We start from the raw sequence: 14,497 nt of genomic DNA, 5'->3' as shown, positions 1-14,497 counted from the left end.
TTAGGTCTTTAAAACATGCCGAAGATAGGAATGCAGTCGATACGTAAACAGCAATTAATCCAAGCAACGTTAACCGTTATAAATGAGGTTGGAATGCAAGAGGCGAGCATCGCATTGATAGCTCGAAAAGCCGGTGTTTCTAACGGCATTATTAGTCACTACTTTCGTGATAAAAATGGATTGCTGGAAGCTGCAATGCGCCATATCCAGTATCAATTGGGTTTTGCGGTGGCGATACGTTTAAGGATGTTAAGTGATGCAACACCTAAACAACGTATTCAAGCTATTGTTGAAGGTAACTTTGATACCTCTCAAACCAGTGAAGCTGCAATGAAAACATGGCTAGCCTTTTGGGCGAGTAGTATGCATCAGCCTAATTTGAATCGTCTACAAAAGGTCAATGATAGAAGGCTTTATTCCAATTTAAGTTACGAGTTTGGGCGCGTTCTTACGAAAGATCAAGCACGTTTAGCTGCGAAAGGTTTAGCAGCATTAATCGATGGTTTATGGCTACGAAGTGCATTAAGTCATGCACCATTTTCTCTTGAAGAGGCCAAAACCATTACTAATGAATATATCGATATGCAATTGACAAATCGGAGTCAAATAAAGACTTAAAAAACTAATAATAAAGGAGAAAATATGCCAAACCCACCGTTACAAAAACTCTATATTCATGGTGGATATGTTGATTGTGCACAACCGGAATGTGAGCAATTTGAAGCGATTAACCCAGCTAATGGTGAAGTGATCGCACATTTACAATCTGCAAGTGAAGAAGATATCAATTGGGCCGTTGAAAGTGCCAAGCAGGGACAAAAAATATGGGGCGCAATGACGGCAATGGAACGCTCTCGAATTTTGCGACGCGCTGTTGATATTTTACGTGAACGTAATGATGAATTGGCTCATTTAGAAACCTTAGACACAGGTAAACCGCTATCTGAAACGCGCTATGTCGATATTGTGACGGGGGCTGATGTTTTAGAATATTACGCAGGTCTGATCCCCGTACTTGAAGGAGAGCAAATTCCGCTTAGAGAAACCGCTTTTGTTTATACGCGACGTGAGCCTTTAGGTGTTGTGGCTGGGATTGGTGCTTGGAACTACCCCATTCAAATAGCGTTGTGGAAATCTGCACCTGCGCTTGCCGCAGGTAATGCCATGATCTTTAAACCAAGTGAAATGACTTCATTAACAGCATTAAAACTTGCCGAAATATATACTGAAGCAGGATTGCCAAAAGGCGTTTTTAATGTTGTTACAGGAAAAGCGAACGTGGGGCAATGGTTAACACAACATCCTGACATTGCGAAAGTTTCTTTTACTGGTGGAATTGAAACTGGTAAGAAAGTGATGGCAAATGCTTCTGCATCAAGCTTAAAAGAAGTGACAATGGAACTTGGTGGAAAATCACCTTTAATTATTTTTGATGATGCAGATTTAGATACCGCAGCTGATATTGCAATGATGGCTAACTTTTATAGTTCAGGCCAAGTTTGCACCAATGGAACGCGCGTATTTGTACCAGAAAAGTTAAAAAAAGCATTTGAAGCCAAAATCACTGAACGTGTCTCCCGTATTCGAATCGGCTCTCCTCTTGAAATGGACACCAATTTTGGTCCTCTAGTCAGTTTCCCTCATCTTGAAAAAGTCTTGAGTTATATTGAGTTAGGCAAAACCCAAGGGGCGAGATTACTTTGTGGTGGTCATCGTTTGTTAGACGGCGATTTTGCGCAAGGTGCTTATGTTGCACCGACAGTTTTTACTGATTGCACAGATGATATGCAAATTACGCAAGACGAAATATTTGGCCCTGTGATGAGTATTCTTAGTTATCAAACTGAAGATGAAGTAATTTTACGTGCAAATAATAGCGTTTATGGTTTGGCCGCAGGTCTGGTCACTAAAGATCTCACAACAGCTCACCGTGTTATTCACCAATTGGAAGCAGGAATTTGTTGGATAAATACATGGGGCGAGTCTCCAGCAGAAATGCCGGTTGGTGGCTATAAACATTCTGGGGTGGGACGTGAAAACGGGCTTGTTACATTACAGAATTATACTCAAACAAAATCTATTCAAGTTGAACTTGGGGAGTTTTCATCCGTTTTTTAATCCATTCTTTTTTTAATGACTGAAACAGAGGAGATAACAATGGTCTATGACTACATTATTATCGGTGCTGGTTCAGCCGGTAACGTTCTTGCTACCCGCTTGACAGAAGATCCTGAAGTTACTGTGCTGCTCCTTGAAGCTGGAGGTCCGGACTACAGGTTCGATTTTCGTACACAAATGCCAGCGGCATTAGCTTATCCGTTACAAGGTAGGCGATATAATTGGGCTTATGAAACAGAGCCTGAACCTTATATGAATAACCGACGTATGGAATGTGGTCGAGGAAAAGGGCTAGGTGGTTCATCGCTAATTAATGGCATGTGTTATATTCGTGGTAATGCAATGGATTTTGATGGGTGGGCAAAATTGCCTGGTCTTGAAGAGTGGGACTATTTAAGTTGCTTGCCTTATTTTCGTAAAGCTGAAACTCGTGATATTGGTGCCAATGACTATCATGGTGATAAAGGGCCTGTAAGTGTAACAACACCGAAAAAAGGCAATAATATTTTATTTCAAGCGATGATTGAAGCCGGTGTACAAGCAGGATATCCAAGAACGATTGACCTTAATGGCTATCAGCAAGAGGGCTTTGGCCCAATGGATAGAACAGTCACACCGAAAGGTCGCCGAGCAAGCACCGCAAGAGGTTATCTTGATCAAGCTAAAGCACGAAAAAACTTAACGATCAAGACTCACGCCATAACAGATGTTATTGAGTTTGAAGGAAAAAAAGCAATTGGTGTGCGCTATTTTTTAGGGGAAAATACCACTCTTCATCATGTAAAAGCCCGTCGAGAAGTATTGCTTTGTGCGGGGGCAATTGCCTCACCTCAAATATTGCAACGTTCTGGTATTGGGCCTGAAGAAATATTAAATGAATTTGATATTTCTCCTGTGCATGTATTACCAGGGGTTGGGGAGAATCTGCAAGATCATCTAGAAATGTATTTGCAGTATGAATGTAAAAAGCCTGTTTCACTTTATCCTGCTTTAAAATGGTATAACCAACCTAAGATTGGTGCACAATGGTTATTTCAAGGAACAGGTATAGGTGCAAGCAATCAATTTGAAGCTGGCGGATTTATTCGCTCTAGCGAAAAATATGCGTGGCCCAATATTCAATTCCACTTTCTACCCGTTGCCATTAATTATAACGGCACCAATGCGGTAGATGTTCATGGTTTTCAAGCACATGTAGGATCGATGCGTTCACCCAGTCGAGGGAGAGTAAAATTAGCCTCTACAGATCCTCATCATCATCCTAGTATCTTGTTTAATTACATGTCCACAGAACAAGATTGGGAAGAGTTTCGCGCTGCAATTCGGATCACTCGAGAAATAATGGCACAACCGGCATTAGATCCTTATCGTGGAGAAGAAATTAGCCCAGGGAAACATATTCAAAGTGATGAAGAGCTTGATGCTTTTGTCAGAGAACGTGCTGAAACAGCATTTCATCCTTGTGGCACGTGTAAAATGGGAACGGATGAAATGGCAGTTGTCGATGGGGAAGGTCGAGTACACGGCATAGAAAACTTAAGAGTTATTGATGCATCTATCATGCCATTAATAATCACTGGGAATTTGAATGCAACTACAATTATGATGGCAGAAAAACTAGCAGATAAAGTGAGAGGAATAAATCCTTTACCTAAAAGCCAAGCTGACTATTATGTTGCAGGAGATCAACCTGTAAGAAAAACAAATATAAGCCTATAAATTAAGGTAGACAAAAGAGGAATGTAAATTCCTTTTTTGTCTTTTCATCATTATTTCCTCTTTGTTGACATTGAAATTATATAAAAATAATTTATATAAATCCTAAATATTCAAGAAAAAATATGATTGGTTTTTATCATAAATATTTCTAAATAAAATTACTTTATAAAAGAAATCCAAAGTAACGAGGTAAATTCAAGTAAAATAACGTTTTTCCTGCCATTTTTGTGATGAATATCAACTCTCCATAACTGAAGCATTCCATTAATTATCGTAAACAGACAACGAAAACGTTTGCATAATATTTTTATGCAGATAGAATTCGTCAGATTTTTTTGGCCTGGTGAAATTAATAGGGGGTTAAAGTGTCTCAGGACAACAATTATAGTCAGGGTCCAGTGCCCATATCCGCAAGAAAGGGTGGATTGGCGTTAACCTTTGTGATGTTGGGATTAACGTTTTTTTCAGCCAGTATGTGGACTGGCGGCGCTCTTGGTACTGGTCTTTCCTTTAATGATTTCTTCCTCGCAGTTCTAATTGGTAATCTTCTTCTTGGTATCTACACCGCATTTCTTGGTTTTATTGGTTCAAAAACAGGTCTTACTACTCATCTCCTCGCGCGTTACTCTTTCGGTATTAAAGGTTCTTGGCTTCCCTCATTTTTACTCGGTGGTACTCAGGTTGGTTGGTTTGGTGTGGGTGTGGCAATGTTTGCCATCCCGGTAGGAAAAGCTACTGGTATTGATATTAATCTCCTTATCGCCGTTTCCGGCATTTTAATGACCATCACAGTATTCTTCGGTATTTCTGCTCTCACTATTCTCTCTATCATCGCAGTTCCTGCTATCGCAATCCTTGGAAGTTACTCTGTTTATCTTGCTATACATGATATGGGGGGGCTTTCAACGCTAATGGCCGTTAAACCTGCTCAACCATTAGATTTTAATTTAGCGCTGGCGATGGTTGTCGGATCGTTTATTAGTGCAGGTACGCTGACGGCTGATTTCGTACGTTTTGGGCGAAACCCTAAAGTAGCGGTGGTGGTTGCAATTATCGCCTTTTTCTTAGGCAATACATTAATGTTTGTCTTTGGCGCTGCAGGTGCAGCTTCACTGGGAATGGCAGATATTTCTGATGTGATGATTGCGCAAGGATTATTACTTCCAGCGATTGTCGTATTAGGCTTAAATATCTGGACAACCAATGATAATGCGTTATATGCATCAGGATTAGGTTTTGCCAATATCACTGGTTTATCAAGTAAAAAACTTTCAGTCATAAACGGTATCATCGGAACGCTGTGTGCGTTATGGCTCTATAATAACTTTGTAGGTTGGCTTACCTTTTTATCTGCAGCAATTCCACCAGTAGGGGGCGTTATTATTGCAGATTATCTGATGAATAAAGCACGCTATAACACCTTTAATATTGCTACAATGCAATCGGTTAACTGGGTAGCGCTACTTGCTGTTGCGATAGGTATTGTTGCAGGGCATTGGTTACCGGGTATTGTGCCTGTTAATGCTGTGCTAGGGGGCGCAATAAGCTACGCTGTGTTAAATCCAATATTAAATCGTCGTACAGCTCGACAATCGGAGATAAGTCATGCTGGGTAAGAATATCGAACAAATTAATCATGCTCGTCTGGTTGGAAAAGAAGGTTTGTGGCGTATTACGCTTAAAAACAACAAAATTGAAGCGATAGAGTCACAACCTGAAACTAATTTTCATCCTGAAGCATTAGATGCGCAAGGTGGTTTAGTTCACGCTCCTTTTGTTGAACCTCATATTCATTTAGATACAACACAAACAGCAGGGCAACCGAATTGGAATCAATCGGGAACATTATTTGAAGGTATTGAGCGTTGGGCTGAAAGAAAAGCACTGTTAACTCACGATGATGTTAAGCAACGTGCATGGCAAACGCTGCAATGGCAAATTGCTAATGGTATTCAACATGTTAGAACCCATGTGGATGTTTCAGATGCTTCGCTAATAGCATTAAAAGCCATGTTGGAAGTGAAAGAAGAAATTAAACCTTGGGTTGATTTACAAATTGTTGCTTTTCCACAAGAAGGTATTTTGTCTTACCCTAATGGTGAAGCATTATTAGAAGAAGCATTAAAATTAGGTGCTGATGTTGTAGGTGCTATTCCACACTTTGAATTTACGCGTGAATATGGTGTTGAATCACTGCATAAAACTTTTGCATTAGCACAAAAATATGATCGTTTAATTGATGTTCATTGCGATGAAATTGATGATGAACAATCTCGCTTTGTTGAAACGGTTGCCGCTTTAGCACATAAAGAAAATATGGGCTCAAGAGTGACAGCCAGTCATACGACCGCAATGCATTCTTATAATGGCGCTTATACTTCACGTTTATTCCGACTATTAAGAATGTCTGGTATTAACTTTGTGGCGAATCCTTTAGTTAATATTCACTTGCAAGGTCGTTTTGATACCTATCCAAAACGTCGTGGTATTACTCGCGTCAAAGAGATGCTAGAAAGTAATATTAATGTTTGTTTTGGTCATGATGATGTCTTTGATCCTTGGTATCCATTAGGCACAGCAAATATGCTCCAAGTTTTACATATGGGATTGCATGTTTGTCAATTAATGGGCTATGGTCAAATAGATAACGGATTACAGTTAATTAGCCACAACAGCGCAAAAACACTCGCTTTAACGGATTATGGTGTTGATGTAGGAAATAGTGCAAACTTTATTATTCTGCCAGCAGATAACGGATTTGATGCTTTACGTCGTCAAGTACCTGTACGTTATTCTATTCGCCAAGGTAAAGTTATTGCACAAACTGAGCCGGCAAAAACAGAAATTATGTTAGATAAGCCAACACTGGTTAATTATAAATAATCTAATAGATTTCATTTTTTATAACGGATAAATCAGATAATGGTTTGTCCGTTATTTTTATAAAGGTTCAATGCTCGCTTTTTGTTTATTTAGCTAAATATTTTGTTAAATAAAGATCTACTTATTTACTTTGGTACAGAAATAAACCATTGTGGATTTACCTGATTCAACTAGAATATCATATTGTTAGACACTCTCCGTATTACTGCGGCTGCTATCCCTTTAATCTGAGAGGTTTTTATGTCTATACAAAGAGATCGTGGTTGGCGCCAATGTGTTAACCGCAAAAATAAACATCAAGAAATGGGTTGTTCACGAGTGATGTTTAAACCAGAAAAGAAATGGTCTAATTTATATACTCGATCACTTAAAATGACCAGAGCTGCACAACTAGGAATCGAATACCCAAGAATTTCTCGTAGTCAGCGTCGATTAAATGCGTTATCTGATAGTGAGTAATGATGAATATCTTGTTTATTTGCAGTAAAAATCAATGGCGAAGCCCAACCGCAGAATTGTTATTTGCAGATAGAGAAGGCATCAATACACTTTCAGCAGGTACGCGTAAAGATGCGCAATGTGTGGTTGATAACGAATTACTAAAATGGGCTGATTTAGTGCTTGTCATGGAATCTAAACATTTAAATCGATTATCTGCACATTTTCCTACAACCATGCGCTATAAAAAAGCCCATGTATTGGGAATACCTGATAATTATCGCTTTAACGATCCGGTATTAATTGAACTCCTTGAACAGAAAGTTCAGTCTTATTTACCGATGGAAGCGAAGCTTTCAGCTAAATAATGCTTTTAATCTTGATAAAAAAACGCTCAGCTTAAAATAAGACTGAGCGTTTTTTATATCTAAAAATTTTATAGAGGTATAAAAAGAGCAGGTCGGATTTTTATTATTGGTTATTTTTTCTGATTAGTGCCGCGAGTTGTGAAAGCTCTTCATCACTTGCTCGTTCGAAATCGTGAGATGAAAGATAACCTGGATATTTATCAAAGAAAATCTTCTGCTTATTTTCAATAGGTGCCCAATTTGTCATATCACCAGTGCCATGCATCGGGCTAAGTTTACTATGAACATGATCAACCCCAAATCCTTCAAAAAACATTCCTGAACGTGAAACATCAGGAAATGTTTTATCTAAGATTTTTGCCACTTTTTTCGTCGCAATAACTAATAGCGCTAAGGCTTCATCACTGAGATCAAAGGCATAACTTGGATAGTGTTTTTTAGGAATAACAACCGTAAAGCCTTTGGTATTCGGAAATATAGAAAGAAAAGCAAGGTGGTGTTCGTCTTCCCAAATTTTATGGCAAGGGGCTTTTCCAGCAACGATTTGACAGAAAATGCAGTTATCCATATTAACCTCATAATTAAGCATTCGTTATACTTCAAGTTGCAGCGTTGTTGGCTGAGCATTATTGCAATTGTCATTTAGCTGCATCTTGAATTATTCAGAGTATAAGGTGGTTAAAGTAGGTTTCTTTCAGCTAAATCAAGTGCGAAGTAAGATAAAATTAAATCCGCACCAGCACGTTTAATTGAACCTAAAGTCTCCATTACTACACGATCTTCATCGATTGCACCGGCTAATGCTGCAAATTTAATCTGAGCATATTCACCACTGATTTGATAAGCCGCTAAAGGTAATAAAGTACGTTCACGTACATCGCGAATAATATCTAAATAAGCACCTGCGGGTTTAACCATCAGCATATCAGCACCTTCTTGCTCATCAATTAATGATTCACGAATTGCTTCACGACGGTTCATTGGATTCATTTGATAAGTTTTACGATCACCAATTAAGCGAGAGCCGGCTGCATCACGGAAAGGACCATATAAAGCAGAAGCAAATTTAGTCGAATAAGAAACAATACCTGTATCGCTAAATCCTGCTTTATCAAGTGCTGCACGAATAGCAGCGACTTGACCGTCCATTGCAGCAGATGGTGCGATAAAATCCGCACCAGCTTGTGCCGCGGCAACGGCTTGAAGACCTAAATTATAGATAGTTTCATCATTATCAACATGTTCACCATGTAAAACACCACAGTGACCATGTGATGTGTATTCACAAAAACAGGTATCAGACATGACAATCATTTCTGGTACTGCATCTTTACAAATACGAGACATGCGAGAAACTAAGCCATCACTTTTCCAAGCATCACTCCCTGTTTCATCAAGGTGATGCGATACTCCAAAAGTCATGACAGTTTTAATGCCTGCTTTTGCAATACGTTCAATTTCATAAGCAAGACGCTTTTCAGGAATACGAACGACACCCGGCATACTTTTAATAGGTTGGTAATCATCAAGCCCTTCTTCTACGAATATAGGTAGAGCGAGATCATTTTTAGTTAACGTTGTTTCTTGAAAGAGCGCGCGCAGGTTTTCGGACTGGCGTAGTCTTCTTAAACGCTGGATGGATTGTTCGTTGCTCACAATATCTCCTTTTTATGGCCAGTACTAACAAGTATTTACCGAGGTATTATAAACCTTAATATCGATAGATAGATACTCTATAATTGATACTCGTCATACTTCAAGCCGTAGCGTTGTTGACTTCATTCACTCGCACTAGTCACATACTCTTGTATGCTCCTAGCGACTCATTCACTTGTCGCCTAGCTACACCTTGAATTATTTAGAGTATTTACTCGTTGTATTTCAAGCCGTAGCGTTGTTGACTTCATTCACTCGCACTAGTCACATACTCTTGTATGCTCCTAGCGACTCATTCACTTGTCGCCTAGCTACACCTTGAATTATTTAGAGTATTTACTCGTTGTATTTCAAGCCGTAGCGTTGTTGGCTTCATTCACTCGCACTAGTCACATACTCTTGTATGCTCCTAGCGACTCATTCACTTGTCGCCTAGCTACACCTTGAATTATTTAGAGTATAGATAGTTAGTTATAGAGAAAGAGAGAAAAGGAAAAGCAAAAAGAATAAGTGATGGAGAGGAAGGAAATAAAAAAGAGCAGAATAATTTCTACTCTTTAAATTGATTACTACTCATTTCTTAATGAGAAGATTATTTTTTTTGCTCTTCTAATGCAGAGATCATTTGAATTTTACAAGCAGCAATGATTTGAGTAAGTCCTTCTTGGAATTCTGCACGAGTACCCATTTCAGCTTTTGCATCACGTAAAGAGTTAACAACTTCGATAGTACCTTCAGTAAATTGTGCTTCAGTTGTTTCTAGTTTTGCAAAATCGAATTTCTTTACATTTAGAGAAGCTATTGCATCTTTAGCAATTTTTTCTGCTGGCTCTTTTGTATCGTAAGCTTTAATCGAGATATCTTTAAAGGTATCGCAGTAATCATCAGCTATTTTTGTTGGGTTGGCAAAAGCAACTGCGGGTAATAATAGCAGAGATAAGAGAAGTGGTTTCATTTTAGCCTCATGTTTATTTTTTGGTACGTACTCATTGAGTGTAACATATAAACTGGAGTGACGATAAATCAGAATAAGTGTAAAAATATAAAACGTTAATTTCTTTAATTCGATTGAATCTAATTTCATAGTTGTAATTGTGTTTAAGGACAATAAGCTAGGCTTTTATTTTCAAATGAAAATTATAATTAACAATAAATAAAATAACATAAATTTAATAATATTAGGATTTATCTTTATTTGCATTTTATGATATTGATTTTTATTTACGTTAATAATGAAAAATAGAGAATTAAATATAAAAATAAGGATAAAATGATAACCTGTTAATACTAAGTTAAACTTAATCTGCTGTATTCTATAGGTTAATCTGTAATCACCATACTCAAAGTATAAAATTTTTTATCTTCTTCTCTAATTCAAATAACATTAAAAATTCTTAACAAAAAGAATTTATTATTCAGATTATTAGCTAAAATAATGAATAAAAAAATAATTGTTATTTATAAAATATGAAAAAATTTTAATGGGAGAGTTAAAAAATGGGAATAAAAGAGAAAAAAATCCCCTCTATAGAGATAGAGGGGTAGCTAAATGAATAAAGAATGGTTTATTTCGAGATTAAGTATATAGGAATTTAAAACTAATTTTTGTTTATTTGTGCAGCACAAAAAGTTTAGAAAACAGAATAAAAATATGTACTAGTACTCAATCCAAAATAAATCAATTATTGGCGATAAACAGTTTTAATTTGGCTAATAGTATTACGGAATGTCTCTGCTTGTTTTTCGTCATCAACTTCTGCAATCGCGCGTTCAATATTTAAAATAATACGACCTGCATCTGCTTGGCCTAATGCTTTTAACATATAAGTGACTAGTGTTTTTAAACAAGCCACTTCTTCTGCTAATGTTTCCACATCTGCTTGTGTTTTAAACTTCTCGTTCATTATCTACGTTCCTTTGTCTTTAATTTATAAATCATATCAAGCTAGGTCATTAGAATAGCAAAGTCTCAGCAAGGTATGAATAGTGATAATGAAAGCATTTTATCATATTGAAATTGTTAGCATGATAAAGATACAAAATAGTCTGTGATCCCATTTATTTGTTGAAACCACGCTATACTTTGAACATTATGTTTTGAACGTTAATACAAACAGATGTGGTATGGCAATCATCGCCAGCAATAAGAAAAAATGCAGAAAAAGGCGGGGAGGAAAATAATATGAATGAAGAACAACTATTACATGCGATCACTCATTATCCCGCGCTTTATCAGCGCAAGTCAGGGAATACACATAAAGGAACATTTGGCACATTAGGCATTGTAGGTAGCGCAGAAGGAATGAGTGGCGCGATTGTATTAGCCGGTAAAAGTGCATTGAAAGCAGGGTGCGGAAAGGTATTTCTTGGTTTTGCTCAGTCACAGCTTCCTATCCCTTTTATTGATAGTGCGCCAGAGCTTATGCTCAAAACAGCACTGACATTGATACATCAGCAAGATATTTCTGCTTGGGCAATTGGATGTGGATTAGGATTATCTGCAAATTCTGAAGAGAGCTTATCAATAGCTTTGGCACAACGTAATGAAAATATACCCTATGTTTTTGATGCGGATGCATTAGTGTTAATGGCTAAATTAAAATCAGAATGCTCACTTAATCAGCATTGTGTATTAACACCACACCCTAAAGAAGCGTCTATTTTGCTTAATTGCACGCTAAATGATATTCAAAATAACAGAGAAGAAGCGGCGAAAGAGATTGCGAAGCTTTATCATTGTTGGGCAATAATCAAAGGTCAAAATACTGTAGTAACATCTCCGAAAGGGGAGTTAACGATTAATACAACCGGTAATAGTGGATTATCAACCGCAGGGAGTGGCGATGTGCTAACAGGTGTTATGGGCAGTTTTTTAGCGCAAGGATTGACAATGTCTGATGCGGTAAAAAGTGCGGTTTGGATACATGGAATGGCGGCGGATATCTTAGTTGAAAAAGGTATTGGGCCAATAGGATTAACTGCATCAGAATTGATTGATACTATCCGAAATATTCGCAATCAAATATGGACGTTAACACAGCAACATAATGCAAACTATTTTGAATGAGCACTTTTATTTTTTAGCTTAAAGTATTAATAATTAAAGTAGGTTTATATTAAGATTAGGTTGTTTTTAGTTAATTCACTCACAGTAATCTTTGGGTTATTGCGATAGGATTAAGGCAAATGGAGAGTTGAGAGGAGTTATTATGTATAAAACGATTTTAGTGCCTATTGATATTGTAGAAGAAGAGTTAACCAGTAAAGCGGTACGACATGCTGTGTATTTAGCAAAAGAAACGGGAGCTAATTTACATTTAATTCATGTTCTTCCTATCTCTTCAGCAATCATTAATGCTTATTCACTGGGTTATCCAGAAATTAAAGATAAAGCGACAGTGAAAGCAGAGAATGATATGCAAATGTTGGTAGATTCGGTGGATTTACCTGCTGAAAAGGTCGCTTATACGGTTACTTTTGGCTCACCACGTGATGAAATTTTAGTCACAGCAAAAGATATTCATGCAGACTTAATTGTGATTGGTTCACGTAGACCTAATATCAGTACTCATTTATTAGGCTCAACAGCTGCGGGTGTTGTTCGCTATGCTGAAATTTCAGTGTTAGTGGTTCGTTAATATATTACTAATATGCTATGAGTATTCCTCATAGCATATTTTTTAGTTTTTTTGCGTAGCTTATCTTATTTATTCAATAAGCCGTTTATCGAATAAACAGTCTAGAAAGTGGATAAGAATGGAAAAATTTACCCAAGAACTTTTAAGGCTTGATCATTTTATTCTACGCATCTTACGCTATTATGTAATAGGCTCTATTTTCTTTTTCTTAGGGTTATTACCCGGCGTATTAGGGTTTTATTTAATTGAAGGACATAGTTTTATGGAATCTTCATTAAATGCAATCTCTATGTTAAGTGGTCAACCGGTAGAGCCAGCACCTGCAACCCCTACAGGGCGCTTTTTTATTGCAATTTATGGTTTATTTCTTCAGTGTGTTTTTATTTTATCAATTGGGCTTGTAGTGACACCTTTTATTCATCGACAATTGCATAAATGGCATCTTGAGGAAGATTAAATAAGCAAGCTGTGGGATACGCTACAATAATAAACAGACAATAATCTGATAATGAGGAGTTGCTATGTACAAGACAATTCTAGTACCTGTTGATATTTCAGAAGATGAGTTAACGACTAAAGCCTTACAACACGCTGTTTATATTGCCAAATTAGAAGGCGCAAAACTGCACCTTTTCCATGCCATTCCTGATATTTCACGTTTCTCTATTAGTTATAGCTATCATTATGACATGCTCAGCTCTTTTGCAAATAAAGCACTTGAGCGTGTACAAGAACAACTGCAAGAATTAGCTGATGGCATTGATTTACCAAATGAACAAGTCGAATTTTCAGCCGTATTTGGTTCTGCAAGAGATAAAGTTTTAGAACTCGCTGAAAAAATTAATGCAGATTTAATTGTAATCGGTTCTCGTCGCCCAAGTATTTCAACACACTTATTGGGTTCAAATGCATCAGGTATTGTTGCTTATGCTAAGCAATCTGTTTTAGTTGTTCGTTAAAATTTTTATAAAAGTTAGAAAATAATATGCGACCCCTAGATCTCGATTTAGGGGTTTTTTATTTTTAAATTTAAGCATTGCCATTTTTAATTGATATGTGAGTGCGATTGCTTATTAATGCGGTTTTATTTTAAATACTCGGATCTTTATTGATTGAGAATGATAGTCATTCTAAAGTGGAGTGGTTGTTATTAATTAGAGATGAGTATTATGTTGAATAATAAAACTTTTACCGTTATGGATGTTGAGCAATTTCCTGTTATTACGATGAAAATATTTCCAGAAACACTGGAAGATGCCAATAACTGGACTGCTGAAATGGATATTGTATTAAACGAAAAAAGAAAATTTGTTCTAGTTTACCCTTCCATCAATAAAAAGGACAAAGAGCATAAAAAAGAAGATATGGAAGGGATGAAGGCGGTTAGACGTTGGCTTAAAGAGGGGAAAGCACTTCTTAGTGAATATTGTGCAGGTATGATAATGACCGCCGATCTACAAAAAAATGATAAAGAGCAACTGGTACAACTCTCTTCTGTTATTTCTGCGGTTTATGGGGTACCAGTATTCGTTGCAGAAACTCTGGTTGAGTCTTATATCCAAGCTAATGACTTACTGAAGTAATTAAATATTATTAATTTTCTTAATTAAATTAGTTTATAAAGCACTTGTATGAGTGCTTTTTTATTAAAATAGTGATAGTTATTTAATTATGTGA

At 37.0% G+C, this 14,497-nt stretch carries 16 protein-coding genes; 12 read left to right on the top strand and 4 right to left on the bottom strand.

Features of this window, described 5'->3' with window-relative positions:
- Window positions 1-15: 15 nt before the first annotated feature.
- The 7 genes from betI (at window position 16) to GTH25_RS09680 (ending at window position 7,526) form a co-directional block, all read left to right on the top strand.
- On the top strand, window positions 16-618 hold the full coding sequence (betI, locus tag GTH25_RS09710) for a transcriptional regulator BetI (RefSeq protein ID WP_075673777.1): 603 nt from the start codon (window positions 16-18) through the stop codon (window positions 616-618).
- A 24-nt stretch (window positions 619-642) separates the two neighbouring features.
- Window positions 643-2,118: a betaine-aldehyde dehydrogenase gene (betB, locus tag GTH25_RS09705; protein ID WP_099660320.1), complete on the top strand. Its 1,476-nt coding sequence runs from the start codon at window positions 643-645 to the stop codon at window positions 2,116-2,118.
- Between the two features lie 39 nt (window positions 2,119-2,157).
- Window positions 2,158-3,837 (top strand): choline dehydrogenase, encoded by a 1,680-nt coding sequence (betA, locus tag GTH25_RS09700; RefSeq protein WP_075673779.1) that lies wholly within the window; start codon window positions 2,158-2,160, stop codon window positions 3,835-3,837.
- Between the two features lie 365 nt (window positions 3,838-4,202).
- Complete coding sequence (gene codB / locus GTH25_RS09695; protein WP_164530526.1) at window positions 4,203-5,453, top strand: cytosine permease; 1,251 nt, start codon at window positions 4,203-4,205, stop codon at window positions 5,451-5,453.
- The gene (locus tag GTH25_RS09690) at window positions 5,443-6,720 is read left to right on the top strand and encodes a cytosine deaminase (protein WP_075673780.1); all 1,278 of its coding nucleotides are present in this window, start codon (window positions 5,443-5,445) and stop codon (window positions 6,718-6,720) included. The genes codB and GTH25_RS09690 overlap by 11 nt, the downstream gene beginning before the upstream one ends.
- Before the next feature lie 240 nt (window positions 6,721-6,960).
- Window positions 6,961-7,179, top strand: a complete 219-nt coding sequence (locus GTH25_RS09685; protein ID WP_069369007.1) for a hypothetical protein — start codon at window positions 6,961-6,963, stop codon at window positions 7,177-7,179.
- A gap of 2 nt (window positions 7,180-7,181) precedes the next feature.
- Complete coding sequence (locus GTH25_RS09680; protein WP_202983534.1) at window positions 7,182-7,526, top strand: low molecular weight protein tyrosine phosphatase family protein; 345 nt, start codon at window positions 7,182-7,184, stop codon at window positions 7,524-7,526.
- Between the two features lie 103 nt (window positions 7,527-7,629).
- Here GTH25_RS09680 and GTH25_RS09675 read toward each other — a convergent pair whose 3' ends face one another.
- From GTH25_RS09675 to GTH25_RS09660, 4 genes are all read right to left on the bottom strand, one after another.
- Window positions 7,630-8,094 (bottom strand): HIT family protein, encoded by a 465-nt coding sequence (locus GTH25_RS09675; RefSeq protein WP_075673782.1) that lies wholly within the window; start codon window positions 8,092-8,094, stop codon window positions 7,630-7,632.
- 110 nt (window positions 8,095-8,204) lie between these two features.
- Window positions 8,205-9,182, bottom strand: coding sequence for a porphobilinogen synthase (hemB, locus tag GTH25_RS09670; protein WP_072064069.1), 978 nt, complete (start codon window positions 9,180-9,182; stop codon window positions 8,205-8,207).
- A gap of 592 nt (window positions 9,183-9,774) precedes the next feature.
- Window positions 9,775-10,137 carry a hypothetical protein gene (locus GTH25_RS09665; protein ID WP_075673783.1) on the bottom strand — a complete coding sequence of 121 codons (363 nt, stop codon included), beginning with the start codon at window positions 10,135-10,137 and terminating at the stop codon, window positions 9,775-9,777.
- A 727-nt stretch (window positions 10,138-10,864) separates the two neighbouring features.
- A complete protein-coding gene (locus tag GTH25_RS09660) occupies window positions 10,865-11,086 on the bottom strand; it encodes a DUF2594 family protein (RefSeq protein ID WP_036936466.1) in 222 nt (73 codons plus the stop codon).
- A gap of 278 nt (window positions 11,087-11,364) precedes the next feature.
- Here GTH25_RS09660 and GTH25_RS09655 point away from each other — a divergent pair, with 278 nt between their 5' ends.
- The 5 genes from GTH25_RS09655 to GTH25_RS09635 all read left to right on the top strand — a co-directional run bounded on the left by GTH25_RS09655 (window position 11,365) and on the right by GTH25_RS09635 (window position 14,403).
- A complete protein-coding gene (locus tag GTH25_RS09655; RefSeq protein WP_156733496.1) occupies window positions 11,365-12,249 on the top strand; it encodes an NAD(P)H-hydrate dehydratase in 885 nt (294 codons plus the stop codon).
- 142 nt (window positions 12,250-12,391) lie between these two features.
- Entirely contained in the window at window positions 12,392-12,820 is a 429-nt protein-coding gene (locus tag GTH25_RS09650; RefSeq protein ID WP_075674297.1) for a universal stress protein, read from the top strand.
- Window positions 12,821-12,938: 118 nt separating this feature from the next.
- Window positions 12,939-13,277 carry a hypothetical protein gene (locus tag GTH25_RS09645; protein ID WP_075674296.1) on the top strand — a complete coding sequence of 113 codons (339 nt, stop codon included), beginning with the start codon at window positions 12,939-12,941 and terminating at the stop codon, window positions 13,275-13,277.
- Between the two features lie 64 nt (window positions 13,278-13,341).
- On the top strand, window positions 13,342-13,779 hold the full coding sequence (locus GTH25_RS09640) for a universal stress protein (RefSeq protein WP_075674295.1): 438 nt from the start codon (window positions 13,342-13,344) through the stop codon (window positions 13,777-13,779).
- A gap of 210 nt (window positions 13,780-13,989) precedes the next feature.
- Window positions 13,990-14,403, top strand: a complete 414-nt coding sequence (locus GTH25_RS09635; protein WP_075674299.1) for a hypothetical protein — start codon at window positions 13,990-13,992, stop codon at window positions 14,401-14,403.
- Window positions 14,404-14,497 lie beyond the last annotated feature (94 nt).

Origin of the sequence: Proteus terrae subsp. cibarius (genome assembly GCF_011045835.1) — a bacterium.
In the GTDB taxonomy this organism is placed as follows: Bacteria; Pseudomonadota; Gammaproteobacteria; order Enterobacterales; family Enterobacteriaceae; genus Proteus; species Proteus cibarius.
Note: the sequence above shows the minus strand (reverse complement) of the source record. Positions and strands in the feature narration are given on the sequence as shown.

What these genes read in the sequence shown, in the direction of transcription:
- betI (WP_075673777.1), top strand. Translation starts at nt 16, where the DNA reads ATGCCGAAGATAGGAATGCAGTCGATACGTAAACAGCAATTAATCCAA.
- betB (WP_099660320.1), top strand. Translation starts at nt 643, where the DNA reads ATGCCAAACCCACCGTTACAAAAACTCTATATTCATGGTGGATATGTT.
- betA (WP_075673779.1), top strand. Translation starts at nt 2,158, where the DNA reads ATGGTCTATGACTACATTATTATCGGTGCTGGTTCAGCCGGTAACGTT.
- GTH25_RS09690 (WP_075673780.1), top strand. Translation starts at nt 5,443, where the DNA reads ATGCTGGGTAAGAATATCGAACAAATTAATCATGCTCGTCTGGTTGGA.
- GTH25_RS09685 (WP_069369007.1), top strand. Translation starts at nt 6,961, where the DNA reads ATGTCTATACAAAGAGATCGTGGTTGGCGCCAATGTGTTAACCGCAAA.
- GTH25_RS09680 (WP_202983534.1), top strand. Translation starts at nt 7,182, where the DNA reads ATGAATATCTTGTTTATTTGCAGTAAAAATCAATGGCGAAGCCCAACC.
- GTH25_RS09675 (WP_075673782.1), bottom strand. Translation starts at nt 8,094, where the DNA reads ATGGATAACTGCATTTTCTGTCAAATCGTTGCTGGAAAAGCCCCTTGC.
- GTH25_RS09665 (WP_075673783.1), bottom strand. Translation starts at nt 10,137, where the DNA reads ATGAAACCACTTCTCTTATCTCTGCTATTATTACCCGCAGTTGCTTTT.
- GTH25_RS09660 (WP_036936466.1), bottom strand. Translation starts at nt 11,086, where the DNA reads ATGAACGAGAAGTTTAAAACACAAGCAGATGTGGAAACATTAGCAGAA.
- GTH25_RS09655 (WP_156733496.1), top strand. Translation starts at nt 11,365, where the DNA reads ATGAATGAAGAACAACTATTACATGCGATCACTCATTATCCCGCGCTT.
- GTH25_RS09650 (WP_075674297.1), top strand. Translation starts at nt 12,392, where the DNA reads ATGTATAAAACGATTTTAGTGCCTATTGATATTGTAGAAGAAGAGTTA.
- GTH25_RS09645 (WP_075674296.1), top strand. Translation starts at nt 12,939, where the DNA reads ATGGAAAAATTTACCCAAGAACTTTTAAGGCTTGATCATTTTATTCTA.
- GTH25_RS09640 (WP_075674295.1), top strand. Translation starts at nt 13,342, where the DNA reads ATGTACAAGACAATTCTAGTACCTGTTGATATTTCAGAAGATGAGTTA.
- GTH25_RS09635 (WP_075674299.1), top strand. Translation starts at nt 13,990, where the DNA reads ATGTTGAATAATAAAACTTTTACCGTTATGGATGTTGAGCAATTTCCT.